The organism is Paracoccus fistulariae, assembly GCF_028553785.1.
Classification (GTDB): domain Bacteria; phylum Pseudomonadota; class Alphaproteobacteria; order Rhodobacterales; family Rhodobacteraceae; genus Paracoccus; species Paracoccus fistulariae.
Genome location: NZ_CP067136.1, coordinates 629711 through 655049, shown reverse-complemented (window position 1 = coordinate 655049; position 25339 = coordinate 629711). Strand labels below are relative to the sequence as shown.

21 protein-coding genes, 1 tRNA gene and 2 pseudogenes are annotated in these 25339 nt (G+C 62.4%); 13 read left to right on the top strand and 11 right to left on the bottom strand.

All coding sequences use genetic code 11. From position 1 onward, the window contains the following. Nucleotides 1-62: 62 nt before the first annotated feature. Nucleotides 63-500, bottom strand: a complete 438-nt coding sequence (sciP, locus tag JHX87_RS03305) for a CtrA inhibitor SciP (protein WP_334220867.1) — start codon at nt 498-500, stop codon at nt 63-65. Here sciP and mnmA point away from each other — a divergent pair. Next, nucleotides 499-1671 (top strand): tRNA 2-thiouridine(34) synthase MnmA, encoded by a 1173-nt coding sequence (mnmA, locus tag JHX87_RS03300; RefSeq protein ID WP_271882319.1) that lies wholly within the window; start codon nt 499-501, stop codon nt 1669-1671. The two genes, sciP and mnmA, sit on opposite strands and share 2 nt — an antisense overlap. On the opposite strand, the gene JHX87_RS03295 is transcribed toward mnmA, so the two are convergent. Further along, entirely contained in the window at nt 1643-2053 is a 411-nt protein-coding gene (locus tag JHX87_RS03295) for a SufE family protein (protein WP_271882318.1), read from the bottom strand. The two genes, mnmA and JHX87_RS03295, sit on opposite strands and share 29 nt — an antisense overlap. Before the next feature lie 117 nt (nt 2054-2170). Here JHX87_RS03295 and JHX87_RS03290 point away from each other — a divergent pair, with 117 nt between their 5' ends. The 11 genes from JHX87_RS03290 (at nt 2171) to JHX87_RS03240 (ending at nt 13077) form a co-directional block, all read left to right on the top strand. Then, nucleotides 2171-2677, top strand: a complete 507-nt coding sequence (locus JHX87_RS03290; RefSeq protein ID WP_271882317.1) for a hypothetical protein — start codon at nt 2171-2173, stop codon at nt 2675-2677. Nucleotides 2678-2721: 44 nt separating this feature from the next. Then, nucleotides 2722-2811, top strand: a tRNA-Ser gene (locus JHX87_RS03285). Between the two features lie 753 nt (nt 2812-3564). After that, nucleotides 3565-4563: an ABC transporter ATP-binding protein gene (locus JHX87_RS03280; RefSeq protein ID WP_271882315.1), complete on the top strand. Its 999-nt coding sequence runs from the start codon at nt 3565-3567 to the stop codon at nt 4561-4563. Between the two features lie 8 nt (nt 4564-4571). Beyond that, nucleotides 4572-5648, top strand: a complete 1077-nt coding sequence (locus JHX87_RS03275) for an ABC transporter ATP-binding protein (RefSeq protein WP_271882313.1) — start codon at nt 4572-4574, stop codon at nt 5646-5648. Continuing rightward, complete coding sequence (locus tag JHX87_RS03270; RefSeq protein ID WP_271882312.1) at nt 5645-7147, top strand: ABC transporter substrate-binding protein; 1503 nt, start codon at nt 5645-5647, stop codon at nt 7145-7147. The genes JHX87_RS03275 and JHX87_RS03270 overlap by 4 nt, the downstream gene beginning before the upstream one ends. A gap of 66 nt (nt 7148-7213) precedes the next feature. Next, a complete protein-coding gene (locus JHX87_RS03265; RefSeq protein WP_271882310.1) occupies nt 7214-8158 on the top strand; it encodes an ABC transporter permease in 945 nt (314 codons plus the stop codon). Continuing rightward, nucleotides 8158-9021 carry an ABC transporter permease gene (locus tag JHX87_RS03260; protein WP_271882308.1) on the top strand — a complete coding sequence of 288 codons (864 nt, stop codon included), beginning with the start codon at nt 8158-8160 and terminating at the stop codon, nt 9019-9021. Before JHX87_RS03265 ends, JHX87_RS03260 begins: the two co-directional genes overlap by 1 nt. Before the next feature lie 9 nt (nt 9022-9030). Further along, complete coding sequence (locus JHX87_RS03255; RefSeq protein ID WP_271882306.1) at nt 9031-10821, top strand: gamma-glutamyltransferase family protein; 1791 nt, start codon at nt 9031-9033, stop codon at nt 10819-10821. A 3-nt stretch (nt 10822-10824) separates the two neighbouring features. Beyond that, entirely contained in the window at nt 10825-11571 is a 747-nt protein-coding gene (locus JHX87_RS03250) for a DUF1028 domain-containing protein (RefSeq protein WP_271882304.1), read from the top strand. Between the two features lie 3 nt (nt 11572-11574). Further along, nucleotides 11575-12405 carry a sulfite exporter TauE/SafE family protein gene (locus JHX87_RS03245; protein WP_271882302.1) on the top strand — a complete coding sequence of 277 codons (831 nt, stop codon included), beginning with the start codon at nt 11575-11577 and terminating at the stop codon, nt 12403-12405. Between the two features lie 3 nt (nt 12406-12408). Then, entirely contained in the window at nt 12409-13077 is a 669-nt protein-coding gene (locus JHX87_RS03240) for a FadR/GntR family transcriptional regulator (protein ID WP_271882300.1), read from the top strand. Between the two features lie 270 nt (nt 13078-13347). Here the strand turns inward: JHX87_RS03240 and JHX87_RS03230 are convergent. Then, a pseudogene (locus tag JHX87_RS03230) lies at nt 13348-13482 on the bottom strand (IS3-like element IS1133 family transposase); the annotation flags it as partial. Nucleotides 13483-13545: 63 nt separating this feature from the next. Between JHX87_RS03230 and JHX87_RS03225 the strand changes: the two are divergent. Next, nucleotides 13546-14760 (top strand): IS256 family transposase, encoded by a 1215-nt coding sequence (locus JHX87_RS03225; protein WP_272833674.1) that lies wholly within the window; start codon nt 13546-13548, stop codon nt 14758-14760. A 60-nt stretch (nt 14761-14820) separates the two neighbouring features. Here JHX87_RS03225 and JHX87_RS03220 read toward each other — a convergent pair. The 8 genes and pseudogenes from JHX87_RS03220 to JHX87_RS03185 form a co-directional block, all read right to left on the bottom strand. After that, nucleotides 14821-15849: pseudogene (locus JHX87_RS03220) on the bottom strand (IS3 family transposase); the annotation flags it as partial. A gap of 179 nt (nt 15850-16028) precedes the next feature. After that, nucleotides 16029-18083: a bifunctional sugar-binding transcriptional regulator/dihydroxyacetone kinase subunit DhaK gene (locus tag JHX87_RS03215; protein ID WP_271886402.1), complete on the bottom strand. Its 2055-nt coding sequence runs from the start codon at nt 18081-18083 to the stop codon at nt 16029-16031. Further along, on the bottom strand, nt 18083-18739 hold the full coding sequence (gene dhaL / locus JHX87_RS03210; RefSeq protein ID WP_271886401.1) for a dihydroxyacetone kinase subunit DhaL: 657 nt from the start codon (nt 18737-18739) through the stop codon (nt 18083-18085). Before dhaL (JHX87_RS03210) ends, JHX87_RS03215 begins: the two co-directional genes overlap by 1 nt. 119 nt (nt 18740-18858) lie before the next feature. Then, nucleotides 18859-20643, bottom strand: a complete 1785-nt coding sequence (gene dhaL / locus JHX87_RS03205) for a dihydroxyacetone kinase subunit DhaL (RefSeq protein WP_271886400.1) — start codon at nt 20641-20643, stop codon at nt 18859-18861. Then, the gene (locus JHX87_RS03200) at nt 20640-21398 is read right to left on the bottom strand and encodes a GolD/DthD family dehydrogenase (RefSeq protein WP_271886399.1); all 759 of its coding nucleotides are present in this window, start codon (nt 21396-21398) and stop codon (nt 20640-20642) included. Before JHX87_RS03200 ends, dhaL (JHX87_RS03205) begins: the two co-directional genes overlap by 4 nt. A gap of 107 nt (nt 21399-21505) precedes the next feature. Continuing rightward, the gene (locus tag JHX87_RS03195) at nt 21506-22504 is read right to left on the bottom strand and encodes a substrate-binding domain-containing protein (RefSeq protein ID WP_271886398.1); all 999 of its coding nucleotides are present in this window, start codon (nt 22502-22504) and stop codon (nt 21506-21508) included. Between the two features lie 108 nt (nt 22505-22612). Next, nucleotides 22613-23626 carry an ABC transporter permease gene (locus JHX87_RS03190; protein ID WP_271886397.1) on the bottom strand — a complete coding sequence of 338 codons (1014 nt, stop codon included), beginning with the start codon at nt 23624-23626 and terminating at the stop codon, nt 22613-22615. A gap of 82 nt (nt 23627-23708) precedes the next feature. Next, a complete protein-coding gene (locus JHX87_RS03185) occupies nt 23709-25190 on the bottom strand; it encodes a sugar ABC transporter ATP-binding protein (RefSeq protein ID WP_271886396.1) in 1482 nt (493 codons plus the stop codon). Nucleotides 25191-25339 lie beyond the last annotated feature (149 nt).

The following is a 25339-nucleotide window of genomic DNA, read 5'->3' as shown; positions in this document are numbered from 1 at the left end:
TCGTCCTAAGCGTTAACCTGCCCGGAGAAGGTTAATATGTTCTTACTTATAATGAATTGTTTTCAGTTTTCAATCTGAGGTTGCCTGAAGCGCTGCAGGCTGGTGACTTTCAATGCCCGGGGCCCATGCTGCCGCACCGCCGTCAGCCAGGCATCGAATTCTTCATCCGTCAGATCGTATCTGCGCAGCGCCTCATCCCGCGAGATAAGCCCATAAGTAACTGCATTGATAACGATTTCCTTCCGCCGCGCGACCCATCGGGTGGTCGAAGGAGGCAAGTCGGCAATGGTCAGGATGCTGCCATCGGCCAGGGTCACCGTTCGCGGGGAAGAGGTTTTTTTCACATACATGACGCTGCCCTTGATATTCTGCATCAACAGATAGCGTCCGAGATTTAACCCGCGGTTAGGCGAACACGGATTTTGCCGCCCTTGCGGGTTGAGAATAGATAGCATTTGCCTATATTTCGACGCATCCGCCTTTCGTTGAGATCCCGTCATGACCTATCACCCCCCTGCCCGTGCAGATGCACGCGGCACCGAATTGAATTCCCTGGGCTTCGCCAAGGCACCGTCGCAGACGCGTGTCGTGGTGGCGATGTCAGGCGGGGTCGACAGTTCGGTCGTGGCGGCCAAGCTGAAAAGCGAAGGCTATGACGTGATCGGCGTGACGCTGCAGCTTTACGATCACGGGGCGGCGCTGGCGAAAAAAGGCGCCTGCTGCGCCGGTCAGGATATCCACGATGCCCGCCGCGTGGCCGAGCGCATGGGCTTTCCCCATTACGTGCTGGATTACGAAAACAAGTTCCGCGAGGCGGTGATCGACGAATTCGCCGATGCCTATCTGGCGGGCGCGACCCCGGTGCCCTGCATCCGCTGCAATGAGCGGGTGAAATTCCGCGACCTGCTGGAAACCGCGCGCGATCTGGATGCCGATTGCATGGCGACGGGGCATTACATCCAGCGCAAGGACGGCGCCGCGCAGGCCGAGCTGCATATGGCCGCCGACGCCAATCGCGATCAAAGCTATTTCCTGTTCTCGACCACGCAAGAGCAGCTGAACTTCCTGCGCTTCCCGCTGGGCCATCTGGAAAGCAAGGCCGAAACCCGCGCTTTGGCGGCGGAATACGGGCTGTCGGTCGCGGACAAGCCTGACAGTCAGGATATCTGCTTCGTGCCCAATGGCGATTACGCCTCGGTCATCGAAAAGCTGCGCCCGGGGGCGGCCGATCCGGGCGAGATCGTGGATCAGCAAGGCAATGTGCTGGGCCAGCATCGCGGCGTGATCCACTACACCATCGGCCAGCGCCGCGGGCTTGGCATCGGTGGTCTGGGTGATCCGCTTTATGTCATCCGGCTGGATCCCGAAACCCGCCGCGTGGTGGTCGGTCCCAAAGCCGCGCTGGCGACGCGCATCGTTGCTGTGACCGAGGTGAACTGGCTGGGCGACACCCCCTTCGAGGGAGAGATCCCCTGCATGGTGCGCATCCGCTCGACCCGACCGCCGCGTCCGGCGATCCTGCGGCCGACGGCTGCCAACCGGGCCGAGGTCGAATTGCTGGACCCGGAAGAGGGCGTCAGCCCCGGTCAGGCCTGCGTCTTTTATGAAACCGACAGCACGCGGGTGCTGGGCGGCGGCTGGATCAGCCTGCGTCGGCGGCCAGCAGCCTGATCCGCTCGACCATGGCCCGCAGCCCGTTCGACCGCTGCGAGGACAGATGCTCGTCCAGGCCCAGCCGGGCCAGTTCGGCAGGCGCGTCGATCCGGCCGATCTGCTGAACCGGAACCCCGGCGTAAAGCGCGTGCAGAACCGCGATCAGCCCGCGCACGATCATTGCGTCGCTGTCGCCGTGAAAGTCAAAGCGGCCATCGCTGATCGCAGGCATGATCCAGACCTGACTGGCACAGCCCTCGACCTTGGTGGCGGGCACCTTCAGCGCCTCTTCCATCGGCGGCATCGCCTTGCCCAATTCGATCACATGACGATAGCGGTCTTCCCAATCGTCCAGAAATTCGAAGGTCTCGGCGATATCTTCAAAGGCTTCGGTGGCCATGATCTTTCCCTCTGTCCTGCCCCCTGCAGTTAGAGCCTGCGCGGCCAAAGGTCAAAGAGCCTTTATCCAGCCCGCGATTTGGCCTAACACTTTGGTCAAAACCAATGGGATGGTGACATGACGAAACTGACCGCACCCCTGCTGATCGCGACCCTGGCGCTTGCCGGTTGCGGAGGCCGCTTCAGCGACAGCGGCTGGAACCCGCTTTCCTGGGGATCGGGTGGCAGTCAGGGCCCAAGCACCCTTGAACCCGAGGGCGGCTATGCCTCGACCGGCGATCAGCGCCCTTCCGTCGCCCAGATCACCGGCGCCAGATGGGAGCCTTTGAACGAAGGCCGCCTGCTGGTGGTCACGGCCGTGGCGCCGACCAAGGGCTATTCCGCCGTTGACCTGGTCACGATGCGGCCGCAACCGCCGGGCCGGATCAGCCCGGATGCGGATGGCGTGCTGCGGCTGCGCCTTGTCGGCCTGCCGCCCCGGCCCGACAGCCAGCAGGCGCGGCTGCCGTCGAACCCGGTCACGGACACGATCACGGTCTCAATGTCGCTGTCGCATATCCAGCTTGCGCGGCTGTCGTCCATCGAGATCACCGGCGCGGGAAATGTGGTGACAATTCGTCGCTAAGGGCGCTTGCGCGGCCCTGCGCAAGCAGGTAAGCCGCGCTCGTCGGAGGCGTGGCAGAGTGGTTTAATGCACCGGTCTTGAAAACCGACGTGGGTGGAAGCCCACCGTGAGTTCGAATCTCACCGCCTCCGCCAGTTTATAATTAGCCAAAATCACCCGCCAAAGAATTGAAGAGAAAAAGTATTTTAGGGTTTGGCAATCCTTGTCTTGCGATCATGGTCTATACGCTCTGAAAAAATCAGTCCGACTACGGGTCGCGAAAGGTGGAGCTGCTTTTCTTCTATGATGACAAGCTGAAGACCGTCGGCCCTTCGCCGCAAGATACGATAAAGACGATGCCAGCTTCCTAGCCCTCATCAAGATAGCCGTAATGCGCATCTGGTCGCGGACCTATGTGTCGGTGTCCTGGATTTTCTTTTTTATTGGCGGGAGGCACTTTGAAACATCGCAGCACTATTCGCAGCTGTGTCATATCGGCGATCACCGCACCAATCATCCTTTCTGTAGAAGGCTTTAAGGATGTGAACATAGTCTAAAACGCCGTGCATGAGGCCATTTGTCGCGAGAGACAGGCGATGAATGAACCCCGCACCATTCACTCCAACGGTAAAGGCAGCAGCCGCCCGTGTCCCTGGCCGCTAAGCGGTCCTGCTGGACTGTAATCTCAGACAGCCCTCACGGCGCTGAATCCTTAGGGCATCCTCACATCCCAGAGAAAGGATCCCACTATCAAGCCGTGAGATCAAACAGCTCGCCGTCTTGCTTTACGCGATACATTCCGCAGGCAAACAGGACGGCATTTCGCTCAGGATAGGTTGTACCGTTCAGCGCAGTTGACAGATTTGAAGAATCGTCTAACTTGAACCAATCATATATTGGTTCGAGAGATGGTGACAGCTCTGACCGACGACAACGACAACCTTCTCAGCCTGCGGGATGTGTCCCTGAATGTCCGGGGCCATGCCGCACCCTTGTTGGACGGCGTTTCGTTTTCGGTGTCACGCGGGGAAACCCTCTGTGTTGTGGGCGAGTCGGGTTGCGGTAAAAGTCTGACCTCGCTTTCGATCATGGGGCTTCTGGCGCCCGCGCTGAGCGCGGGATTACGGGGCAGCATGGAGTTCGACGGCCAGGATATCGATCTGCGCGATCTTGCCTCGCTGAAACGCCTACGCGGCAGCCGGATCGGGATGATCTTTCAGGAACCTATGTCCAGCCTGAACCCGGCCTATCGCATCGGCGACCAGATCGCGGAAGCCTGGCGTCAGCATAATCCGGGCGACGGGATGGATCAGGCGCTGGAGATGCTGCGTCTGGTTGGAATACCAGCAGCCGAGAGGCGGCTTCGCGACTATCCGCATCAGCTTTCTGGCGGGATGCGGCAGCGGGTGATGATTGCCATGGCGCTGGTCAACAATCCGGCGCTGCTGATCGCGGACGAGCCGACCACCGCGCTGGATGTGACCATTCAGGCGCAGATCCTGCGGCTGATCGCCCGCCTCCAGACCGAGCGTCACATGGGCACGATCCTGATCACACATGATCTTGGTGTCGTGGCCGAGGTCGCGACGCGGGTGGCGGTCATGTATGCCGGGCGGATCGTCGAAACCGGCCCGGTCGAAGCGATTTTCACCGATCCACAGCATCCCTATACCATCGGCCTCATGTCCTCGATCCCGCCCTTGCGCGGACCTCGGGAAAGGCTGGCGACGGTGCCCGGTATCGTACCCTCGATCGAGACCATGCCGGAGGGGTGCCGCTTCTCCACGCGTTGCCCCTTTGCGCGCAGCGAATGCCGCCAGACGCCACCGTTGCAGGAACTTGCAATGCGCCATTTCGCGGCCTGCCACTTCGCCCCGCTGGAACACAAGCTGAAAGGCGCCGCATGAACCGCCCCATGATCGAAGCCGCAGACCTTTCCAAGCGCTTTGACGTGGGTGGCGGATTTCTGAAACCGTCCCGGCTGCTTCACGCCGTCGATGGTGTCTCGCTATCGGTCAACAAGGGCGAGACTTTCGCGATCGTTGGCGAATCGGGCTGCGGAAAATCGACACTGGCGCGCCTTCTGATGCGGCTGCTGACACCGAGTTCGGGCCGGATCACCATAGAGGGGCACGATATTTCCGATATTGCGGGCGCCGATCTGCGCCAATTGCGCCGAGATGTACAGTTCATTTTCCAGGACCCGTTCTCATCGCTCAACCCGCGCCTGACGGTCGCGAAGCTGGTGGCCGAACCGCTTGAGGCGCACAGGCCCGAAATGACCGCAAGCCAGCGCCGGGCAGAGGTCGCAAGGTTGTTGTCACAGGTCGGGCTGCGACCGGAACATATGGATCGCTTTCCGCATGAATTTTCCGGTGGTCAGCGCCAGCGGATCGGAATTGCGCGAGCCCTGGCCTCTGGCCCCAGGGTTCTGATCGGGGATGAGCCGGTCAGCGCGCTGGATGTCTCGGTGCAGGCACAGGTGATCAACCTGCTGTCGGACCTGCGCGACAGTCTTGGCCTGACCCTGATCGTCATTGCGCATGATCTGGCTGTGATCCGCCAGATGAGCGACCGGGTGGCTGTCATGTATCTTGGCCGGATCGTCGAGACGGGTCCGACAGATGCAATCTTCGAGCGCCCGCGCCATCCTTATACTCGCGCGCTTCTGGCCGCGATTCCCGGACCTGATGGCGGCGGCGGCGCCGGACTAGCCGGCGAGACGCCCAGCCCCATCGACCCGCCAACGGGCTGCCATTTCCGCACCCGCTGCGAATTCGCCCGAGATGAATGCGCCCGCACACGTCCGCCCGCGGAACCCACCGGCGAGATGAGCGAGGTCGCCTGCCTGCGTTGGCGCGACATCGGCGAGGCAACCGATGTGATGCCAGTCGCACCCAAACGCAGTGCCGCCGCAGAGGCAAGGTTCCGGCTTTACCGCGACGCCATGGGTCAAACCGAAAACAACAGCCAACAGGGGAACAATCGATGAAACTCACTCAAACCGTCCTTCTTGCCGCGTTGCTGAGCAGCTCGGCTCTTGCCGCACAGGCGCAGACCTTGCGAATCGGGCTGGAAAGCGATCCCGATGCGCTGGATCCTGACCGCAGTCGAACCTTTGTCGGCCGCATTGTCTTTACCGCGCTGTGCGACAAGCTGATCGATGTGGGCGCGGACTTGTCGCTGATCCCGCAGCTTGCCACGGAATGGAGCTTCAGCGAGGACGGCAAGGCGCTTGACATGACGCTGCGCGAGGGCGTCGTGTTTCATGATGGCACCCCCTTCGATGCGGCGGCCGTCAAGGCCAATATCGAGCGTTCGAAGACGCTGGATGACAGCGTACGCAAGACCGAATTGAGTTCGGTGGAATCGGTCGAGGTGCTGGATGCGACACATGTCCGGTTGAACCTCTCTGCCCCGGATGCACCGCTATTGGCGCAGCTTGCAGACCGCGCGGGGATCATGCTGTCTCCGTCAAGTTTTGACAGCGACGTCGCAGCGAACCCGGTCTGCTCGGGGCCATTCAAATTCGTCAGCCGGGTCGCTCAGGACAAGATAGAGCTGGAGAAATTCGGCGATTATTGGAATGCCGATGCGATCAAGATTGATCGCGTGACCTATCTGCCGATCCCCGACAGCACCGTAAGACTGGCCAATCTGCAATCGGGCGATCTGGATCTGATCAACCGTCTGGCCGCGACGGATGCTCAAACCGTTGAAAATGCCGGGAACCTCGTCTTTGCCAAGGCGGAAGGGTTGGGCTATCAGGGCATTACCTTCAACATCATGAACGGCGCCAAAGCGGATAATCCCTTCGGCAAGGACGCCCGCCTGCGCGATGCGCTGTCGCTGAGCATCGACCGCGCGGCGATCAACCAGGTCGTCTTTGCCGGGCTGAACGCTCCGGCCAGCCAGTTCGTATCGACCGCAAGCCCCTATTTCGACCCGGCCTTCCCGGTACCGGCCCGCGACATCGAAAAGGCAAAGGCTCTGATTGCCGAGGCAGGTGTCTCGACCCCGCTTGAGTTGGAGCTGCAGTTTCCCAACCGGCCGGAAAGCCAGCAGGTCGTTCAGATGATCCAGGCGATGGCGGCCGAGGCCGGGATCAATATCAGCCTGAGCGCGAAGGAATTCGCGACCATGCTGACCGATCAGAAATCGGGCGACTTCCAGGCCAGCCAGGTCGGCTGGTCGGGACGGATCGACCCTGACGGCAATATCACCGGCTTTGTCTCGACCGGCGGCGGGTTCAACGATGGCGGCTATTCCAACGCCGAGATCGACAGGATCCTGGCCGAAGCCCGCGCCGAGAGCGATGTGGAAAAGCGCAAGGCACTTTATCACGAGGCCAATGTGATCCTGAACGAGGAACAGCCGCTGTTCTACCTTTACAACGAGGCCTGGCTTTACGGCGTCTCGGACAAGGTGGCGGGCTTCACCGCATATTCGGACGGCATGATCCGACTGGAAAATATCGAACTGAAGCAGTGATCCGCGAACCGGGCCGGGCGGCATCTCGTCGCCCGGCACCCTGTCTGACGATCCCTTGGGGGGACCATGCTTTCATATCTGGCACGACGCTTGCTGATCTCGATCCCGACGCTGATCCTGATCTCGGTCTTCGTCTTCACGCTGCAAAAGATGCTGCCCGGCGATCCCGTTCTGGCCCTGGCCGGAGAGGATCGCGACCCCGAGACTCTGGACCGGCTGCGCGAACTCTATAACCTCAACAAGCCGGTCTGGATGCAATATCTGCTTTGGGCCAAGGGCGTCGTTCAGGGTGATCTGGGCGTTTCGATCCGCACGGGGCTTCCGGTCAGCGACATGATCCTGTCAAAACTGCCCGTCACCATTCAGCTTGCCGTGATGTCGATGATCTTCGCCATCGTGATCGGCATTCCCGCGGGGATCCTGTCGGCCGTGCGCAAAGGCACGGCCACAGATTACGCCGCGAATGTCGTCGCGCTGTCCGGCCTGTCCATTCCGAACTTCTGGCTTGGGATCATGCTGATCCTGCTGGTCTCGGTAAAGTGGCAGCTTCTGCCCGCTTCTGGCTATGTACCGCTGACCGAGGATCCTGTTCAATCGCTGCGCACCATGCTCATGCCCGCCTTCGTTCTGGGCACCGGGCTGGCCGCCTCACTGATGCGGCATACGCGCTCGGCCATGCTGGGGGTAATGCGGCAGGATTATGTGCGTACCGCCCGCGCCAAGGGCCTTGCCGAGCGCCGCGTGATCCTGCGCCACGCCTTCCGCAATGCGCTGACCCCGGTGGTGACCCTGATCGCCCTGCTGTTTGGCGAACTGATCGCAGGGGCCGTCCTGACAGAACAGATCTTCACCATTCCCGGCTTCGGAAAAATGGTTGTGGATGCGGTCTTCAGCCGCGACTATGCGGTGGTACAGGCGGTGGTCCTTGTCACCGCCATCGGCTTCATCCTGATGAACCTGGTCGCTGACGCAGCGAATGTCCTTCTCAACCCCCGTTTGAGGCTGAGCTGATGGCCGAGATTGCCGCTCCTGTCCTGCCGCGCGCCAAAAGCCGTGTCTGGCGCAAGCTTCGCTCTCATCGAAGCGCAATGTTCGGTGCGGTTCTGGTGGCGCTGTTTGCCTTTCTGGCGCTGACGGCATCGATCCTTCCCATTGCCGACCCAAGCGCGACCGATTGGGGCGCTGTTCGGCAGGCGCCTTCAGCCGCGCATTGGCTTGGCACGGACGAACTTGGGCGCGACCAGTTCTCGCGGATGATCTGGGGGGCGCGTGCCTCGCTGCTGGCCGGTGTCGTCTCGGTGGCCATTGCGCTGCTTGTCGGGGTGCCCCTGGGGATGCTTGCCGGTTATTTCGGCGGCTGGATCGACGCGGTGATCTCTCGCTGCACCGAAGCGTTGCTCTCGATCCCTTTCCTGATCCTCGCCATTGCGCTCGCCTCGTTTCTGGGGCCGTCTCTGACCAATGCGATGATCGCTATCGGCATCGCAGCCACCCCTGTTTTCATCCGGCTGACACGCGGCCAGACGCTGAATGTCGTTGCAGAGGATTATGTGGAAAGCGCCAATGCCATAGGGCTTTCGACCCCGGTGATCCTTCGCCGCTATATTTTCCCCAATATTCTGCCGCCGGTGCTGGTCCAGTCCACCCTGACCGTCGCAAGCGCGATCATCGCCGAGGCCTCGCTGTCCTTTCTGGGACTGGGCCAACAGCCGCCAGCGCCAAGCTGGGGCGCAATGCTGAACACCGCCAAGGGCTTCATGGTTCAGGCGCCCTGGATGGCGCTTTGGCCGGGGATCGCGATCTTCCTTGTGGTGCTTGGTTTCAACCTTCTGGGCGACGGACTGCGCGACGCGCTTGACCCGCGCGAAGACTGAGAGGACGACATGAACGACTTTACCACCCGCCCCGATATTCGCGGCACATTCGGCGCCGTGACCACGACCCATTGGATCGCCTCGGCGGTGGGAATGGCCATTCTGGAAAAGGGCGGCAATGCCTTCGATGCCGCCGTCGCGACCGGCCTGACCCTGCAGGTGGTCGAACCGCACCTGAACGGCCCGGCAGGCGATATGCCTGCCATCATCCATGACGCCGGATCCGGGCAGACGCGGGTGCTTTGTGCCCAGGGCGTGGCGCCCCAGGGCGCAACGATGGAACATTACCGCGCCCAGTTCGGCGATGGTCTGATCCCCGGCTCCGGTCTTCTGGCGACAGTCGTCCCTGGTGCCTTCGATGGCTGGATGCTGATGCTGCGCGATCATGGCACGATGGAACTGGCCGAAGTGCTTGCCCCTGCAATCGCCTATGCCCGTGACGGCCACCCGGTCTTGCCGCGCGTCGCCAACACGATTGCCTCGCTGGCCGATTTCTTCCGCGATGAATGGCCCTCCAGCTTCGACACCTGGCTGCCCGGAGGCGCAGCACCGGCTGCATGGTCGCTGTTTCGAAATCCCGATCTTGCCGCAACTTATCACCGCATCTGCGATGAGGCCCAGGGCGCGGACCGCACGGCCCGGATCGACGATGCGCGCCGGATCTGGGCGGAAGGCTTCGTTGCCGACGCCATCTGCGACTACCTGTCCGATGCCTGCGTGATGGACGTATCGAGATCCGCGCATTCGGGCGTTCTGGCGCGTGCCGATCTGGCGCGGTGGAGGGCAAGCTGGGAAACCCCGCTGAGCGTCGAATATAAAGGCTGGACGATCCACAAGACCCAAAGCTGGTCGCAGGGTCCGGTTCTGCTTCAGGCGCTTCAGATCTTGAAACATGTCGATCTTGCGGCGATGGACCCGATGGGCGCCGATTTCGTCCATACCGTGGTCGAGGCTATGAAGCTCGCCTATGCTGACCGGGAAGCCTATTATGGCGATCCGGACTTCTTCGATATTCCCATCGACTATCTGCTCAGCGATGATTACGCCGCAGCACGCGCGAAGCTTATCGGGCCAGAAGCCAGTCTTGAACAGCGGCCGGGCCACGTAGCGGGTATGGAACATCTGGCGCAGGACGCGATCCTTCGCGCGGCTACCGATTTCAACGCCCTGCGCGGTGACAGCGCCGGAGAGCCGACCATGGCGCATCTGACCGAACGACGCGGCGATACCGTGCATCTCGATATCGTGGACCGATGGGGCAATATGGTCAGCGCCACGCCCTCGGGCGGGTGGCTGCAATCCAATCCGGTGATTCCGGGACTTGGCTTCCCGCTGAACAGCCGGGCCCAGATGTTCTGGCTGCGCGAAAACCTGCCCGGCACGCTGCGCCCCGGATCGCGGCCACGCACGACGCTGACGCCCTCGATGGCTGAAAAGGACGGCACCCGCATCGCCTTTGGAACACCGGGCGGCGATCAGCAGGATCAGTGGCAACTCATCTGGTTCCTGCGCTATGTCAACCACGGCATCCCGATGCAGCAGGGCATGGATTCGCCGCTGTTCCACAGCATGCATTTCCAGGCCAGTTTCTATCCCCGCGATGCAAAGCCGGGCGCGCTGATGCTGGAACCACAGTTCGGCGATGCGGTCATTGAAGAGCTGCGCCGCCGCGGCCATGACGTCATTGTATCGGAGCCCTGGACCATTGGCCGACTGACCGCCGCGCAGCGCGACCCGGATGGGATGCTGACAGCAGCAGCCACCCCGCGCCTGATGCAGGCCTATGCGATTGGGCGCTGAGATATGACCTGGTCGCTAATTGCGCGGGACCGCGACGGCACCATAGGTATCGCCGTGGCCAGTCGGTTTTTCGCCTGCGGATCCTTGGTGCCCTACATCGGGCGGCGAAGCGCGGTCGCCACGCAGGCTTTTGTAAACCCGGTCTGGGGAACCGAAGGGCTTCGCAGGATGGAAGCAGGTGAAGATGCGCGCTCGGTCCTTCACGACCTGGTGTCCCGCGATCATGGCGCGGCGCAGCGGCAGGCGCATCTGCTGGATGCTGAAGGCCATTTTGTCGCGCATACGGGCAGCGACTGTATCGAATGGGCGGGCCATCTGACGGGCAAGGATCACTCGGTCGCTGGCAATATGCTGGCCGGACCCGACGTGATCGCCGAGACCGCCAGGGTCTATGCCGCGTGCGAAGATCTGCCCCTGCCCGAACGTATGCTGACCGCAATGGAAGCGGGCGAAGCCGCCGGCGGGGACAAGCGCGGCCGACAGGCTGCAGCTCTGCGCATCCATCGCTGCACCGCTCATCCCTGGCTTGACATGCGCGCCGACGATCACGCCGATCCGCTTGCCGAACTGCGTCGCCTGCTTGCCGTTGCCGCAGAGCGCTATCTGATCATGGCCGAGGCGATCCCAACCGAGACGCGGTTTTCCGGGCTGCCCGACCGCCGCGACATCGACCAGCGCATTGCCGAGGCGGATGACGCGCGCGCTCGGACAGGTCGTCCCACCGCCTCTTTTGCCACTTCGAAGGATTGATCCGTGGTCGAGCTTTCCGCTTCTGCACTGTTTGAACTGGCCGCCATCGCCATCGGCGCAGGGGTCGTCGGCGGGATCCTTGCCGGCCTTCTTGGCGTCGGTGGCGGAATCGTCATCGTGCCGGCGCTGTATTTCGCGCTGACCATGACGGGAATGCCCCCTGACCTGACCATGAAAATGGCAGTGGGAACATCGCTTGCCACGATCGTCTTTACCTCGCTTTCATCCAGCCTGGGCCATTACCGTCGGGGCGCCATCGATACCGATCTGCTGAAGCTCTGGGCGCCGTCGATCCTTGTCGGCGTCGTCGGCGGCAGCCTGTTGGGCGCCTATGTCTCGGGCAAGGTACTGGTCGCGGTTTTTGCGACAGTCGCACTTGTGGTTGCGGCCGATATGATCTTCCGCAAAGGCCGCGCCGATCCGCAGCCCCGCGGCTTTTCTCGACGTGTCTGGGCGCTCTTCGGCGTGATCGCAGGGGCGCTCAGCGCGATGATGGGCATCGGCGGCGGTACGATTTGTGTCCCGCTGCTGAACTTTCTGGGTTACGATATCCGCCGCGCCGTCGGCACGTCGGCGGCGATTGGCTTCATCATCGGCTTACCCGGCGCGCTCATTTATGCCGCCACAGGCCTGGGTGCCGAGGGCTTGCCACCGCTGTCGCTTGGTTACGTAAACCTGGCTGCGGCGGCAGTGATCGTCCCGCTGACGACCGTATTTTCGCAAGTCGGCGTCAAGCTGGCCCATTCGATCCCACGCCGGGCCCTGCGACTTTCCTTTGGGGCGTTTTTGTTGGTGACCTCTGTGCGGATGTTTATCGATCTGATGAAAGGATAAACGATGGAACCCGCTGCGGACGACCTGCAAGAGGTTCTGAAAGCGCTGGAACCTCTGCTCGCCTCCGCCTCGCGCGAGGGTGATACCCGTCTGCCGGCCGAACGCGATCTGGCCGAACAACTGGGCGTACCGCGGCGGCGACTGCGGCTGGCCCTGAATGAGCTTCAGCAGCGGGGCAAGATCTTCCGAAGGCATGGGCAAGGCACCTTCGTTGCCCCGCCACCGCATCCCGACCGGGGCCGACACCGGATGCTGGCGGGCAAGATCGCGCTTGGGCAACTCATGGATGTGCGCCTTCAGATCGAGCCGCGCCTCGCCGAACTGGCGGCCATCAACGGGACCGAGGCAGAGTTCGCGCAACTGGCGATCCTGATGCGGAAGACGCGCGAGGCCAAGACCCCGCGCGACTACGATCTTGCCGATGAGGTCTTCCATTACCGGATCGCGGAACTGGCCAAGAACCCTCTTTTCCTGGAAATCTATGACCTGATCCGCGAAATGCGGCGCGAAGCGGGCTGGCGGGAAAGGCGCGAGGAAACCCACAGCCCTGCCGTGATCTCCATGCTGGTCGAACAGCACCAAAAGATCCTTGATGCGATATCGCGACGTGATCCCGAAGCCGCAAATGCCGAGGTCGGCAATCACCTCCGCTACCTCGCCCGGACGATCTGAGGCCGCGCTGCCACATGCTTTTCCAAGCGAACACTACTGATCTGCCGCTGAACATTAATCCAGCGGCGACTTGAGCCCGGCTTGCGTTAACGCCAGTTGACGCGGGTTGAGCAATCGCTAGGCGCGCGGAGCTGTCATCTCGCGCAGCGGGTCGAGCGGTTGCTGGGTGCAAGCTCGCGGCGAATCTCACGGGGCTGATGGACCAACCGTGCTCTATGAAGAGTTGGTGCTTTGGACCTGCACCGGTTTTGTTCAGGTCGGATGCTCATGTTAGGCGGCCGTGTGTTCGAAGGCCACGGGTGATTTCCAGCCGAGTGCTGAGTGTTTGCGGTGGGGGTTGTAGAAGCCGTTTATGTATTCGAAGAGGGCGACCTCAACCGCGCGACGAGTTTGCCAATCCCGCCGGAGAGTGTCCGGTCTTCTGTGGATGGCTGATTGGGTCCATGCTTCCTGAGAGGAGCAAGGACCATGACGATTTCGAACGAACTGCTGGACGAGCTGCTGAAAGGCTGCAAGCGGCCTGAGGATCTGCTGGGCGACGCCGGGCTGATGAAGGAACTGAAGATCCGGCTGATGGAGCGGATGCTCGGGGCCGAGTTGACGGCACATCTGGGCTATGAGGCTGGTGCGGAGCCGCCGGCTGAGCAGACCAACCGCCGGAACGGGATCGCGACGAAGAGGGTGAAGGGCTCGGACGGCGAGGTGCCGCTTTCGGTGCCGCGAGACCGGGAGGGCAGCTTCGAGCCCGAGCTGGTGAAGAAGGGCCAGACCCGGATCGATGGGGTGGATGACAAGATCATCGGGCTTTACGCTGCTGGGCTGTCGGTTCGGGACATCCAGGCCCACCTGGAAGATCTTTACGGCCTGCGGGTTTCGCCCGACCTGATCAGCCGCGTCACGGATGCCGTGCTGGACGAGGTCCGCGAGTGGCAGCACCGGGCGCTGGACCGGATGTATCCGATCGTCATTTTCGATGCCCTGCGCGTGAAGATCCGCGATGCTGACAGCCGGATGGTCAAAAACAAGGCCGTTTACATCGCCTTGGGCGTCACCCGGGAAGGGGATCGCGAGGTTCTGGGGCTCTGGATCGCCGACAACGAGGGCGCGAAGTTCTGGCTGTCGGTGATGAATGAGCTGCGCAACCGGGGCGTTCAGGACATCCTGATCGCGGTCGTGGACGGGCTGAAGGGCTTCCCCGAGGCCATCACTGCGGCCTTCCCCGAGACCACGGTCCAGACCTGCATCGTTCACCTGATCCGGCATTCGATGAACTTCTGCAGCTGGAAGGACCGCAAGGCCGTGGCGGCCGACCTGCGCCCGATTTACGAGGCCCCCACCGCTGAGCAGGCCGCCCGCCAACTGGGTGCCTTCGAGGAGAAATGGGCCGGGAAATACCCATCCATCGCCCCGGCCTGGCGCCGGGCATGGGCGGAAGTGACCCCGTTCTACGCCTTCAGCGCGGCGATCCGGAAGATCATCTACACCACGAATGCGGTGGAATCGCTGAACCGCGTGCTGCGGAAAACGCTGAAGACCAAGGGCTCGTTCCCAACCGAGGAGGCCGCAACGAAGCTGATCTTCCTCGCCATCCGCAACTTCGAAAAGGGCGGCCGCGCGGTCCGGGAATGGGTTGCGGCCCGCAATCAGCTGGCCATAATGTTCGCAGGGCGCTTCGACGCCTGAACGTATCTGAAAACCGCATGGGCCACATCAGATACACAGAGTTTCAGACACTCCCTCCCGCCGCCAGACCAGCTGTGCCTTCAATGATTTGAAAAAGCTCTCGACAGCCGAACGATCACAGCAATTGCCTTTGCCGCTCATCGACACCTTGAAGCCGTGCTGACGCAGCAGCTTCTGATCGTCGTGGGCGCAATATTGCGATCTGCGGTCGCTGTGATGAATGCAGCCAGGCGGCGGCCTGCGCAGGGCGATCGCCATGTTCAGCGCCCTGATCGCCAGATCCTGCTTCATGCGGCTGTTGATCGCCCAGCCAATCACGCGCCGTGAATAGAGGTCGATGATCACGGCAAGGTAAACCCAGCCCTCCCGCGTCCAGACATAGTAATCTCGCCGACCCACGTCTGGTTCGGGGCGCTCGCCGTAAAATCCTGCTGCGGGAGGTTCGGCACGATGGTGAAGCTGTGATCGCTGTCAGTGGTGCGCTCGAACTTGCGGCTGCGCAGAACCCGGATGCCATTTTTCCGACGAACGCGGCCGACACGCAGGCCCAACTTGTTCAGTTCCTCGGTCATGCGCGGCCTGCCATAGCTGCCCAGGCTTAGCCGGTGTTGCTCTCGGATATCGGCAAGGATCAGCATGTCGCGACGCTGACGCTGCGATGGCGGCCGGCGCCTCCATGCCCGCAGACCGCGATCCGTTACGCCCATCAAGCGGCACAGGCGACTGCGAGGCAGGTCCCCGCGATAGTTGGCAATGAGATGAAACCTCATGGCTTTTGAGCCGCGAAGAACTGAGCTGCCTTTTTTAAGACTTCCCTACATTCGCCGGGGAAACAGTTCCACGGACTGTTTCCTTGATCCGGCTCAAATCCTTCAGGATCCGGTTCTCCTTCCGCAGCCGTTCATTCTCGCGCAGCAGAGCGGCATCGCGTTCGGGAACCTTCGCCTCATCGGAAATCGCCCGGATCCACTTCCCGAGCGTCGAAAGCCCGATCTCCAGATCGGACGCAACCTGACGCCGTATCAGACCGCTGGTGAGCGCAATACAAACCGCATCCTGCTTGAATGCATCGCTGTGTATCGCTGTCATATCCAGTCTCCTTTCAAGAGCATCGCTCTCAGAAGACCGGAACAGAACCGGCGCAGGTCCAGTGTGCGTCATTGCCCGTCTCCTTGATCGCTCTCATGTTCTCAAGAACCCGGCACTTTCGCGAGACAAGTCCAAGGTGGCAAATTCATCAAGTTTATACCGCCAGCCAGACACAGGATTCAGATCTGGGTCCATGCCGGGCTGTCGCAGGGATCGTCCAGCAATTCCTTCAGTTCGGGATCAAGCTGCATCAGCGTGACCGAGACGCCCACCATGTCGAGTGACGTATAGTAATGTCCAAGAAGCGTAACATGTACGGAAATGTCGTGTGCGTGCAGCCGCCGTCTGAGCCTTCTGTTCAGGATATACAGTTCCATCTGCGGTGTGCTGCCCAGGGAATTGACCAGCAAGGCGACTTCGGTGCCATTGGCCAGGTCGATTTCGTCCAATATGCGGTCAACGATCAGGTCGGCGGTTTCATCGGCGGACTTCACCTCGGTTCGCGTGACGCCCGGTTCGCCGTGCACACCGACACCGATTTCCATGGCGTCGGGGCCCAGACTGAAACTGGGGCGGCCGGTGTCGATAGACGCGCCGGGTTCAAGTGCAACGCCCATGGTCATGCAACGCTCGGCCGCGCGCGACGCCAGGTCGGCGCATCTGTCCAGGGACAGCATCCGGTTGCAGGCCGCGCCCGCGATCTTGAAGACAAAGACATTGCCCGCGACCCCGCGCCTTGCACTGCGTGCGTCCAGCGGGGCCGAGGCGATATCATCCGTGGTCACGACGGTGCGGACGGGAATGCCCTTGGCTTCGGCCATTTCTGCGGCCATCTCGAAATTCATGAGATCGCCCGAGAAGTTGCCGAAGATATGCAGCACGCCTGCGCCTCCATCGGCGGCGATGGTGGCGGCCAGGATGGGATCCGGCGGCGGCGCGGCAAAGACATTGCCCACCGCGACGGCATCGGCCATGCCCTGTCCGACATAACCCAGAAATCCCGGTTCATGGCCGGATCCGCCGCCGATCACCAGCCCGACCTTGCCCGGGCGGGGCGCCTGCCGGGCGCGGATCGCGCGAGGCACGCCATCGACCGCGACCAGCCTGTCTTCATGCGCCAGAAGCGCGCCTGCGATGGCCTCGTCAACGGCATCGCGGGGCCGGTTGAGGAATTTCTTGACCCGGGTGCGTTCGGGCAATGCCTCGGTCGGGCGTTCGGGCCCGCGCATCGGACGATCCTCATAGCCTTCAGAGTTCAGGATCGCGCGGGCCGTATCGGCATCGGTCACAAGCGCGGTGACATATCCGCCGCGCAGCGCCGCCAGAATGGCCTGCACCTTGTCCATGCCGCCCGCAACGGCCAAGCGTTCGGGCACCTTGCGGATGGTATCAAGATCCATGCCGATGGTGCGCTCTTCCAGCGGGCCATCCACCCGGGCGCCGGTGGCCGAAATCATCCGACCCGCGATGCTGCCCACCGCCGCGTGGTAATGATCGCGAATTGAGACTGCATCGAAAAAGCCGCTGGTATGGATCGTGCTTTCCGGCCTGAGCGAGGAAACCCCGAAAACGATGCGGTCCGCCTGTGCCAGCACAGCCATCTGTTCGGCAAGGACCGGTTCGCGCAGCAGCATGTCGCGCACCTGGGGCGCCGATACGATTGCCGGGGCAGACAGCGGAATGCAGCGTGCCCCCAGATTTTCGGCCAGACGCGTGGCGCAGGCTTCGGGGGTCCACGGGATCTTGGCCGTGGTGCTGCCCGTGGCCTGGACGACGCGGACGTCGCGCAGCGCCCCGTTGCTCACCCGGGTTGCCATGGCCAGCATGGTCCGCCCCCAGGTCACGGAGATGGTTTCACCCGATTTGGTCAGACGCCCCAGCAGCTGTGCCGCCGCCGCGCCCAGCCGGTCGATCAGCGGGCTGTCATTGCCCTCGGACGGGATGACCAGGCAGTCGTTCAGACCGAAATGATCCTGCATGGCCTGCGCCAGCGTCAGCGCGCGAAACCGGGCCGGGTCGATTTCAATCGAGACGATGTCACGCGTGCGGGCATCCGCAAGATAGGCATTGACCGAAGGCCGGGACACCCCCATCCGCGTCGCGATCTCCGCCTGCGTCAGACCCTCTTCATAGTAAAGCCAGGCCGCCCATAGCAGCGTGTCTTCACCAAATCGGGTAGGAGGGCGCTTGTCCGACGGGGCAGCGGCATCGCGTGTGCGACCGCGCGCCCCCATCAGGAGGCCCCTTCGTGACGGGTGGCCCAATCGGCCAAGACTTCCAGCAGCGCGGCGGCAGAGACCGCGCCGGGATCCAGATGGCCGATGCTGCGGGGACCAAGCCGGGCAGCCCGCCCCCGTGAGGCCATCATGGCGCGGGTATCCTCGGCCCCCTTGGCGGCGGCCTGCGCGGCATTGCGCAGGCGCGTGACCGTGTCGGTGGCATCCGTGTCATCGTGCGTGACGACATGGGCCGCAGGCCACCACGCATCCAGCATGGTCTTGTCACCCGGTTTTCCATGGCCGCGTGTTTCGATGCCTTCGAACATCGCTGAAATCATTTCGGGCAAGCGGTCAAAGGAAATCTGCCTCTCGGTGCCAAAGGTTTTTGCGGCCCGCAACAGGGCGCTGGAATAAAGCGGCCCGGTCGTTGCGCCGACCTTGTTCAGCAGAACCTGCGCTGCCAGGGTGAACCCGTCTCCAAGCGTCTGGTCGGCGTCCTCGGCTTCTGCCAGGGCGCGGGCGGCCGCTTCGAACCCGTCCGCCATGGCGACGCCGTGATCGGCATCGCCGATTTCGCCGTCCAGTTCCCCCAGCAGGGCCCGATCAGCGGCCATGCGCATGGCAAAGGCGCGGAACAGGTCGGTCAGGTCGGATCGTGTAAAGCTGGACATGCGGCATGTTCCGGGTCAAAGGCTTCCATCTGCAGGGATTACAGGTCGGTATCCTGTGCATACAGCCCGAGGACAAGGCAAGCAATGCGGTCCCGGAAGGGCCGGGACCGCAAGGGGCTTCATGTTGCCGTCAGCCGCCGCGCAGCGGCTGCAGCCAGTTCATTCAGGATCAGGCTGCAGGATGTGGCCCCGGCATCCGGCACCCCGCGCGACCGTTCGCCCAGACGCGCGGCCCTGCCCAGCTTGGCGACCATGTCCACGGTGCTGTCGCGGCCTGCCTCGGCAGCCTTTCCCATTGCGGTCAGCGCGGTGGCAAAGCCGTCGTCCTTTGCGGCCTCGAAGGCATCGACCGCAGGCACGAAACAGTCGATCAGGGTCTTGTCTCCGACCTGTGCCGATCCGGTGGCGCGCACCCCGGCAAGCCCCGCCTGCATCATGACCGCGAACCCGTCCACATCGATGGCATCACGCCCGGCAATGCTCTGCGCCATGTTGTGGAACATGAACCCGTAAAGCGGTCCCATGGAGCCGCCGATTTCCGACATCAACACATCGGACAGCTGTTCCAGCGCCTGATCAAGCGGCATGACCTGTCCGGCGATGCGTTCGGCGGCGCGGCCAAAACCCTTGGACATGTTGATCCCATGATCGCCATCGCCGATCAGGCCGTCGATTTCCGACAGATGCGCCTTGTTGGCGACGATAACGGCGGCAATTTCCTCGACCATGCCGGATGCCTCGGACAGTGGCAGGATCGGCGTTCTGGTCGGTTCGGGCGCGCGCGGCACATTGGCCGATGCAGACCCGGTGGCGGCCTTGCGCTCGCGCCGGATGATCTGGCCCACCGGCACGGTCGGCGCACCGGCTACTGCCATGCCGGGCGAGACGCATTCGACGTCAAGCAGCGTCTTCAACTCGTCATCCAGCGCCATCACCGACAGGGTCGCCCCGATCATTTCCAGCGAGGTGAAATAATTGCCGACGAAGGCACGATATACCCGCAGCCCTGCCGCCTCCAGCCCGGTTTCAAGCCGGTCGTAGAGGACGTAAAGCTCATTCACCGGCGTGGCACCCAGCCCCGATACCAGCACGGCAACTTCGGTGCCCTCGGGCAGGTCGTGATCGTCCAGCACGATCTTCAGCATGTCGTCGGCCACGTCATCGGCGGTCTTCAGCGCCTCGACCCGCGCGCCGGGTTCGCCATGATGGCCGATGCCGACCTCCATGGTGCCGGGCTCGATCTGGAAATTCGGATGTCCCACGGCCGGCAGGGTGCATGGTCCAAGGCCCACACCCACCGAACGGGTCGCGTCCACGGCCTTTTGCGACACCGAGATCACCTGTTCCAGCGAACCGCCAAGTGCGGCCTTTGCGCCGCCGATCTTCCACATGAAGATTTCGCCGGCCACGCCGCGCCGCTTTTCGCGATCCGACAACGGCGCGGAACAGACATCGTCATTGGCCACCACGGTCGATACCTCGATGCCCTCGGCGGCAACCATCTCTGCGGCCATGCGGACGTTCATGTTGTCGCCCGCGTAATTGCCATAAAGCACCGCGACCCCCGCGCCGCCATCCGCGGCACGGATCGCATCGGCAAAGCTTTTGGCCGTGGGCGAGGAAAACAGCTCCCCCACCGCAACGGCATCCACCATATTGCGGCCGACATAGCCGACAAAGGCGGGTTCATGGCCGGATCCGCCGCCGGTGACGATCCCGACCTTGTCCTTTTGCGGGGCAAAGCGCGATGTCACCACGCGGGCATTCATCGGGTCCTTCCGTACAAGATCAGGGTGGGCCTTGACGAAACCCGCGATGGTTTCATCCACCAGATCATCCGGGTCATTGATGAAACGCTGCATTTCCTTGCCCGCCGAGGGCACCGTTTTCCGATCCTCTGTCATTTTACCGTATATCCGCCATCGACCAGAAGGTCGGCCCCGTTGATCATCGCCGCCGAACCGGAGGCGAGAAAGACTGCTGATGCCGCGATTTCCTCGGGTTCGGCAAAGCGGCCCGTGGGAATCTGCGCCTTCATGGCATCGCCCTTGGGGCCATCCCATGCCTTCTTGCCCAGTTCGGTCAGCACCACCGTGGGAGAGATCGAATTGACCGTAATGCCATGATGGCCCCATTCCAGCGCCAGGGTCTTTGTCACGCCGATAATGCCGAATTTGGACGCGCAATAGGCGACATGGCCGTCGATGGCGACCGATCCGGCCTGGCTGGCAAGGTTGATGATGCGCCCGCCATTGCCCGCAGCGATCATCGCCCGGCCCACGGCCTGCGCCATCAGGAAACTGCCGGTCAGGTTCACATCGATGGTGCGCGACCATGCCGCAGCCGACAGATCTTCGGCGGGGGCAAGATCCACGATCCCGGCAGAGTTCACCAGAATGTCGATGCCGTCAAAGGCCGCCGTCACCGCCGACACCGCCGCCGCGATATCATCGGCATCGGTCACGTTGCAGGCAAAGGCCCGCGCATCACCGCCCAGCCCATCGGCCCTGGCCTGAACCGCGTCGATGTTCATGTCCAAAAGCGCGACCCGCGCGCCGCATGCGACAAAGGCCTCGGCGATGGCGGCTCCGATGCCAGAGGCCGCGCCGGTAACGATGGCGGTCTTGCCCGCCAGTGAAAAGTCATAGGATCCGGCCATGATCGTTCCTTTCAGGGTGGTTCCCGCAGCCTGTCGCGGGCGCGAGAGGGCGAAGGTTTCGGGACGCCGGCACGTCGGGTGCCGGCGTCGAGTGGGTCAGATCGAGATCACTGACGCTCTGCCAGCAGCGCGTCGACATTATCCAGCGTCACCTGGGTCCAGGGCACGCTGTATTCAGCGTTTTCGCCGTTCTCCCACGCCATGTCGGGATATTTTTTCCAGATCTCGGACATCGGCTCATAGTCGGGCTTCACCGCCTTGACCGCCACGTCGATGGCGCCCTGCGCCTGTGCCGCGCCATCCTGCAGGATCGAGGCCATGCTGCCTGCCTTGACGGCCATCAGCGCATCGGTCACGCCATCGACACCGGCAATGGCAAAATCATCCACGTTCATGCCAGCGGCCTTGATGGCCTCGATCGCACCCAGTGCCATTTCGTCATTCTGCGCGATCACGCCCTTGATGTCGCCACCATGCGAGGTCAGCCAGTTTTCCATCAGGCTTTGCGCCTCGGCGCGGGACCAGTTGGCGGTCTGTTTCTCAAGCACCTCGACGCCGTCGCATTCCGCCAGTGCCTTTTCGTTGCCTTCGCCGCGCTGGATCTGGGCGGACTGACCGATGGGGCCTTCGATAATGACCACGGCGCCTTCGCAATTCATGTCATCAAGAACAGACTTGGCCTCCATATACCCTGCCTGCACATCGTCCGACCCCACATAGGCCTTCAGCAGGTCGCTGTTGACCCTGGTATTGGACCCCACGACGGGAATATCCGCATCGGCGGCCAGTTGCACGGCGGTCGCCCCGGCCTCGACATCGATCGGCACAAAGACGATCGCGTCATAGCCCTGGGTGATCATCGTCTCGAACTGATCCTGCTGGACCAGCGCATCATAGCGGCCGTCAAAAACCGTCAGATCGACAAGCCCCGAGGTCACGGCGGGGTGCTGTTCGGCGGCGGCGGCCCAAAGCTGCATGAACTCGGCATTCAGGCCATAGACGGCTGCACCGATTTTCAGCGGCTCTTCCTGGGCAGTTGCGCCGGTTGCCAGCGATACGGTCAGCGCCAATGCACTGGCAGTGGTTGCGAAAGTCTTGAACGTCATGTGGTTTTCCTCCTCTGGTGACGATCTTGTAGTTGCCCGGACACGCCTTCTTTGTTTGGTGGCGATGCCGCTGCATGTCCGGGGAATTTTCGCGAAGGCTGCGGGGCGTCAGGCTTCGGTCTTGCGGGATCGGTCAAGCATGACCGCCGCGACGATCAGCGCGCCCTTGATGACCTGCTGATAATAGGATTCCACCCCCAGCAGATCGAGGCCGTTATTCATGACGCCGATCAGCAGGGCGCCGATCACCGTGCCACTGACGCGGCCGATCCCACCCGCAAGGCTGGTGCCCCCGATGACGACCGCCGCAATGGCGTCAAGCTCATAGGCGATGCCGGCCTGCGGCAGCGCCGAGCCCGTCCGCGCCGCAAGGATCATGCCCGCAATCCCGGCAAGCGCGCCCGAGATGACATAGACCGAAAACCGGATGCGGTTGACCGAGATGCCGGACACCTTGGTCGCATGCGGGTTACCCCCTGCCGCATAGACATGACGCCCGAAGCGCGTGCGGGTCAGAACGAAATGCGATACGGCAAAGACCAGCCCGAACAGGATGATTGGCATCGGAATGCCCGCGATGTCGCCTGTCCCGATCCAGCGGAAGCCATCGGTCAGCGCCGGAATCGGGCGGCCGTCGGAATAGATCAGGGTCAGGCCACGGGCTGCCGACAGCATCCCCAGCGTCGCCACAAAGGCAGGCACCGCGTAATGCGCGACCGCCACACCCGAGATCGCCCCGACGGCCATGCCGGTCAGCACACCGATGATCAGCGGCACGATGGCGATATAAGGCGCGCCGGGGATGAACCCCGATGAGGAGGTGGTCGCGAAACTGGCCGCGACCACACCGGTCAGCGCCACCACCGACCCGACGGACAGATCGATTCCCCGGGTCAGGATCACGAAGGTCATGCCAATGGCAAGGATCCCGTTGATCGAGGTCTGCCGGAGCACGTTGATGATGTTGCGCGAGGTCAGGAAATTCTCGCTGACCAGCGCCAGAGCCACGCAAAGCACGACCAGTGCAATCAGAATGCCATAGCGCTGCGCAATCGGGCCAACCCGGTCAGTCAGCGTCGGCTTTTGCTCGGTGCCGGCCCCCGCAGGAACCTTGGCCTTCATCTGCTCTTCCACATCATTCCTCCCTGTTGAGTTTGCGTCTCATCTGTTGCGCGGATCCGCGCGGCGTCGCCGCGACGGCGCATCAGACGGCGAGATGCAGCAATCTTTCGGCCGACATTTCAGCCCTGTTCAGTTCTCCGGCCACGCGGCCGTCGCGCATGACCACGGCCCGGTCCGCCATGCCCAGCACTTCATCCGTTTCCGATGACACCATGATGATCGTGCCACCGCCGCGGGCGAAGTCGGACATGACGCGATAGATTTCGCGCTTGGCGCCCACGTCGACACCACGCGTAGGTTCATCCAGAAGCAGAATGCGGGGCTTGGTCAGGAACCATTTGCCCAGAACCACCTTTTGCTGGTTGCCCCCCGACAGGTTCGACACGCCCAGCCGGTCCGTCGCCGTCTTGATGTTCAGCGTCGAAATCATCTGCTCCGAGGCTTCCGCTTCGGCGCGGGTGTTCATCACCCCATGCGGCGACATGGCGTCCAGCGTGGCAAGGCACAGGTTCTCGCGCACATCGCCGGTCAGCACGAGGCCCGATCCCTTCCGGTCTTCGGTCACATAGGCCAGACCCGCATCGATCGCCTGCCTTGGCGTGCTGATCCGCACCGCTTTGCCGTCGATCAGGATCTCACCGGCGGTTGCCGATGACAGGCCAAACAGCCGGTCGAAGATTTCCGAACGCCCCGAACCCAGCAGCCCGTAAAGCGCCAGAATCTCACCGCGCCGGACCGAGAAATCGACCTCGGCCACGCCATGATCGGCAGAGAGGTTGCTGACGCGCAGCACCTCTTCAGTGCCGGGCGTGTTTTCCTTGACGAATTCCTCGGCCAGGGGGCGGCCGACGATCAGGTTGATCAGGCGGTCCTTGTCGATATCGGCCAGCGCGCCATCTTCGACAAAGCTCCCGTCACGGAACACCGTGTAGCGGTCGCAGATGGTAAAAATCTCGGACAGGCGGTGGCTGACATAGATCACGCCCTTGCCACGGGCCTTGAGCGTGCGCACCGCCTCGAACAGCTGATCGGCCTCTGCCTCGCCCAGGGCAGAGGTGGGTTCGTCCATGATGATGACCTCGGCGTCATAACTCAGCGCCTTGGCGATCTCGACCAGCTGTGTCTGCGCCACGGTCAGATCCATCATCATCGTGTCGGCGCGAATGCCGAACTGGAAACCGTCCAGAAGCTTCTGGGCATCGGCGTTCATCTTGCGGAAATCGACAAGGCCCAGAAACCCGACCGGCTCGCGCCCCAGATAGATGTTCTCCGCCACTGTCATGGCGGGCACGGGGCTGAGTTCCTGTTCGATGATCGAAATGCCATTGGCCAGCGCTTCGGAAGGTTCGTGAAACACCACCTTGGAACCGTTCCGTGTCAGCGTCCCGGCATCGCGCTGATGAATCCCCATAAGTATCTTCAGAAAGGTCGATTTGCCCGCACCATTACCACCGCAGAGTGCATGAACAGAGCCAGGCTCCAGCGTAAACCGGCCTTCCTTAAGCGCAGGCACGCCGTTGAACGCCTTCTTGAAGCCATCAGCCACGAGCAGTGGTTGCTGCATCCTACCCTCCCCTTAGGTCGCCTCTGCCGGTGGCGAAACGCCAGATGTCAGACAGCGACTGACATAGGAAAATATATTGATCCTGACATTTGTCAAAGATATTTTTTCAAAATTCAGGAAGAGAGCTTCTCAGATGTGTCGACAGACCC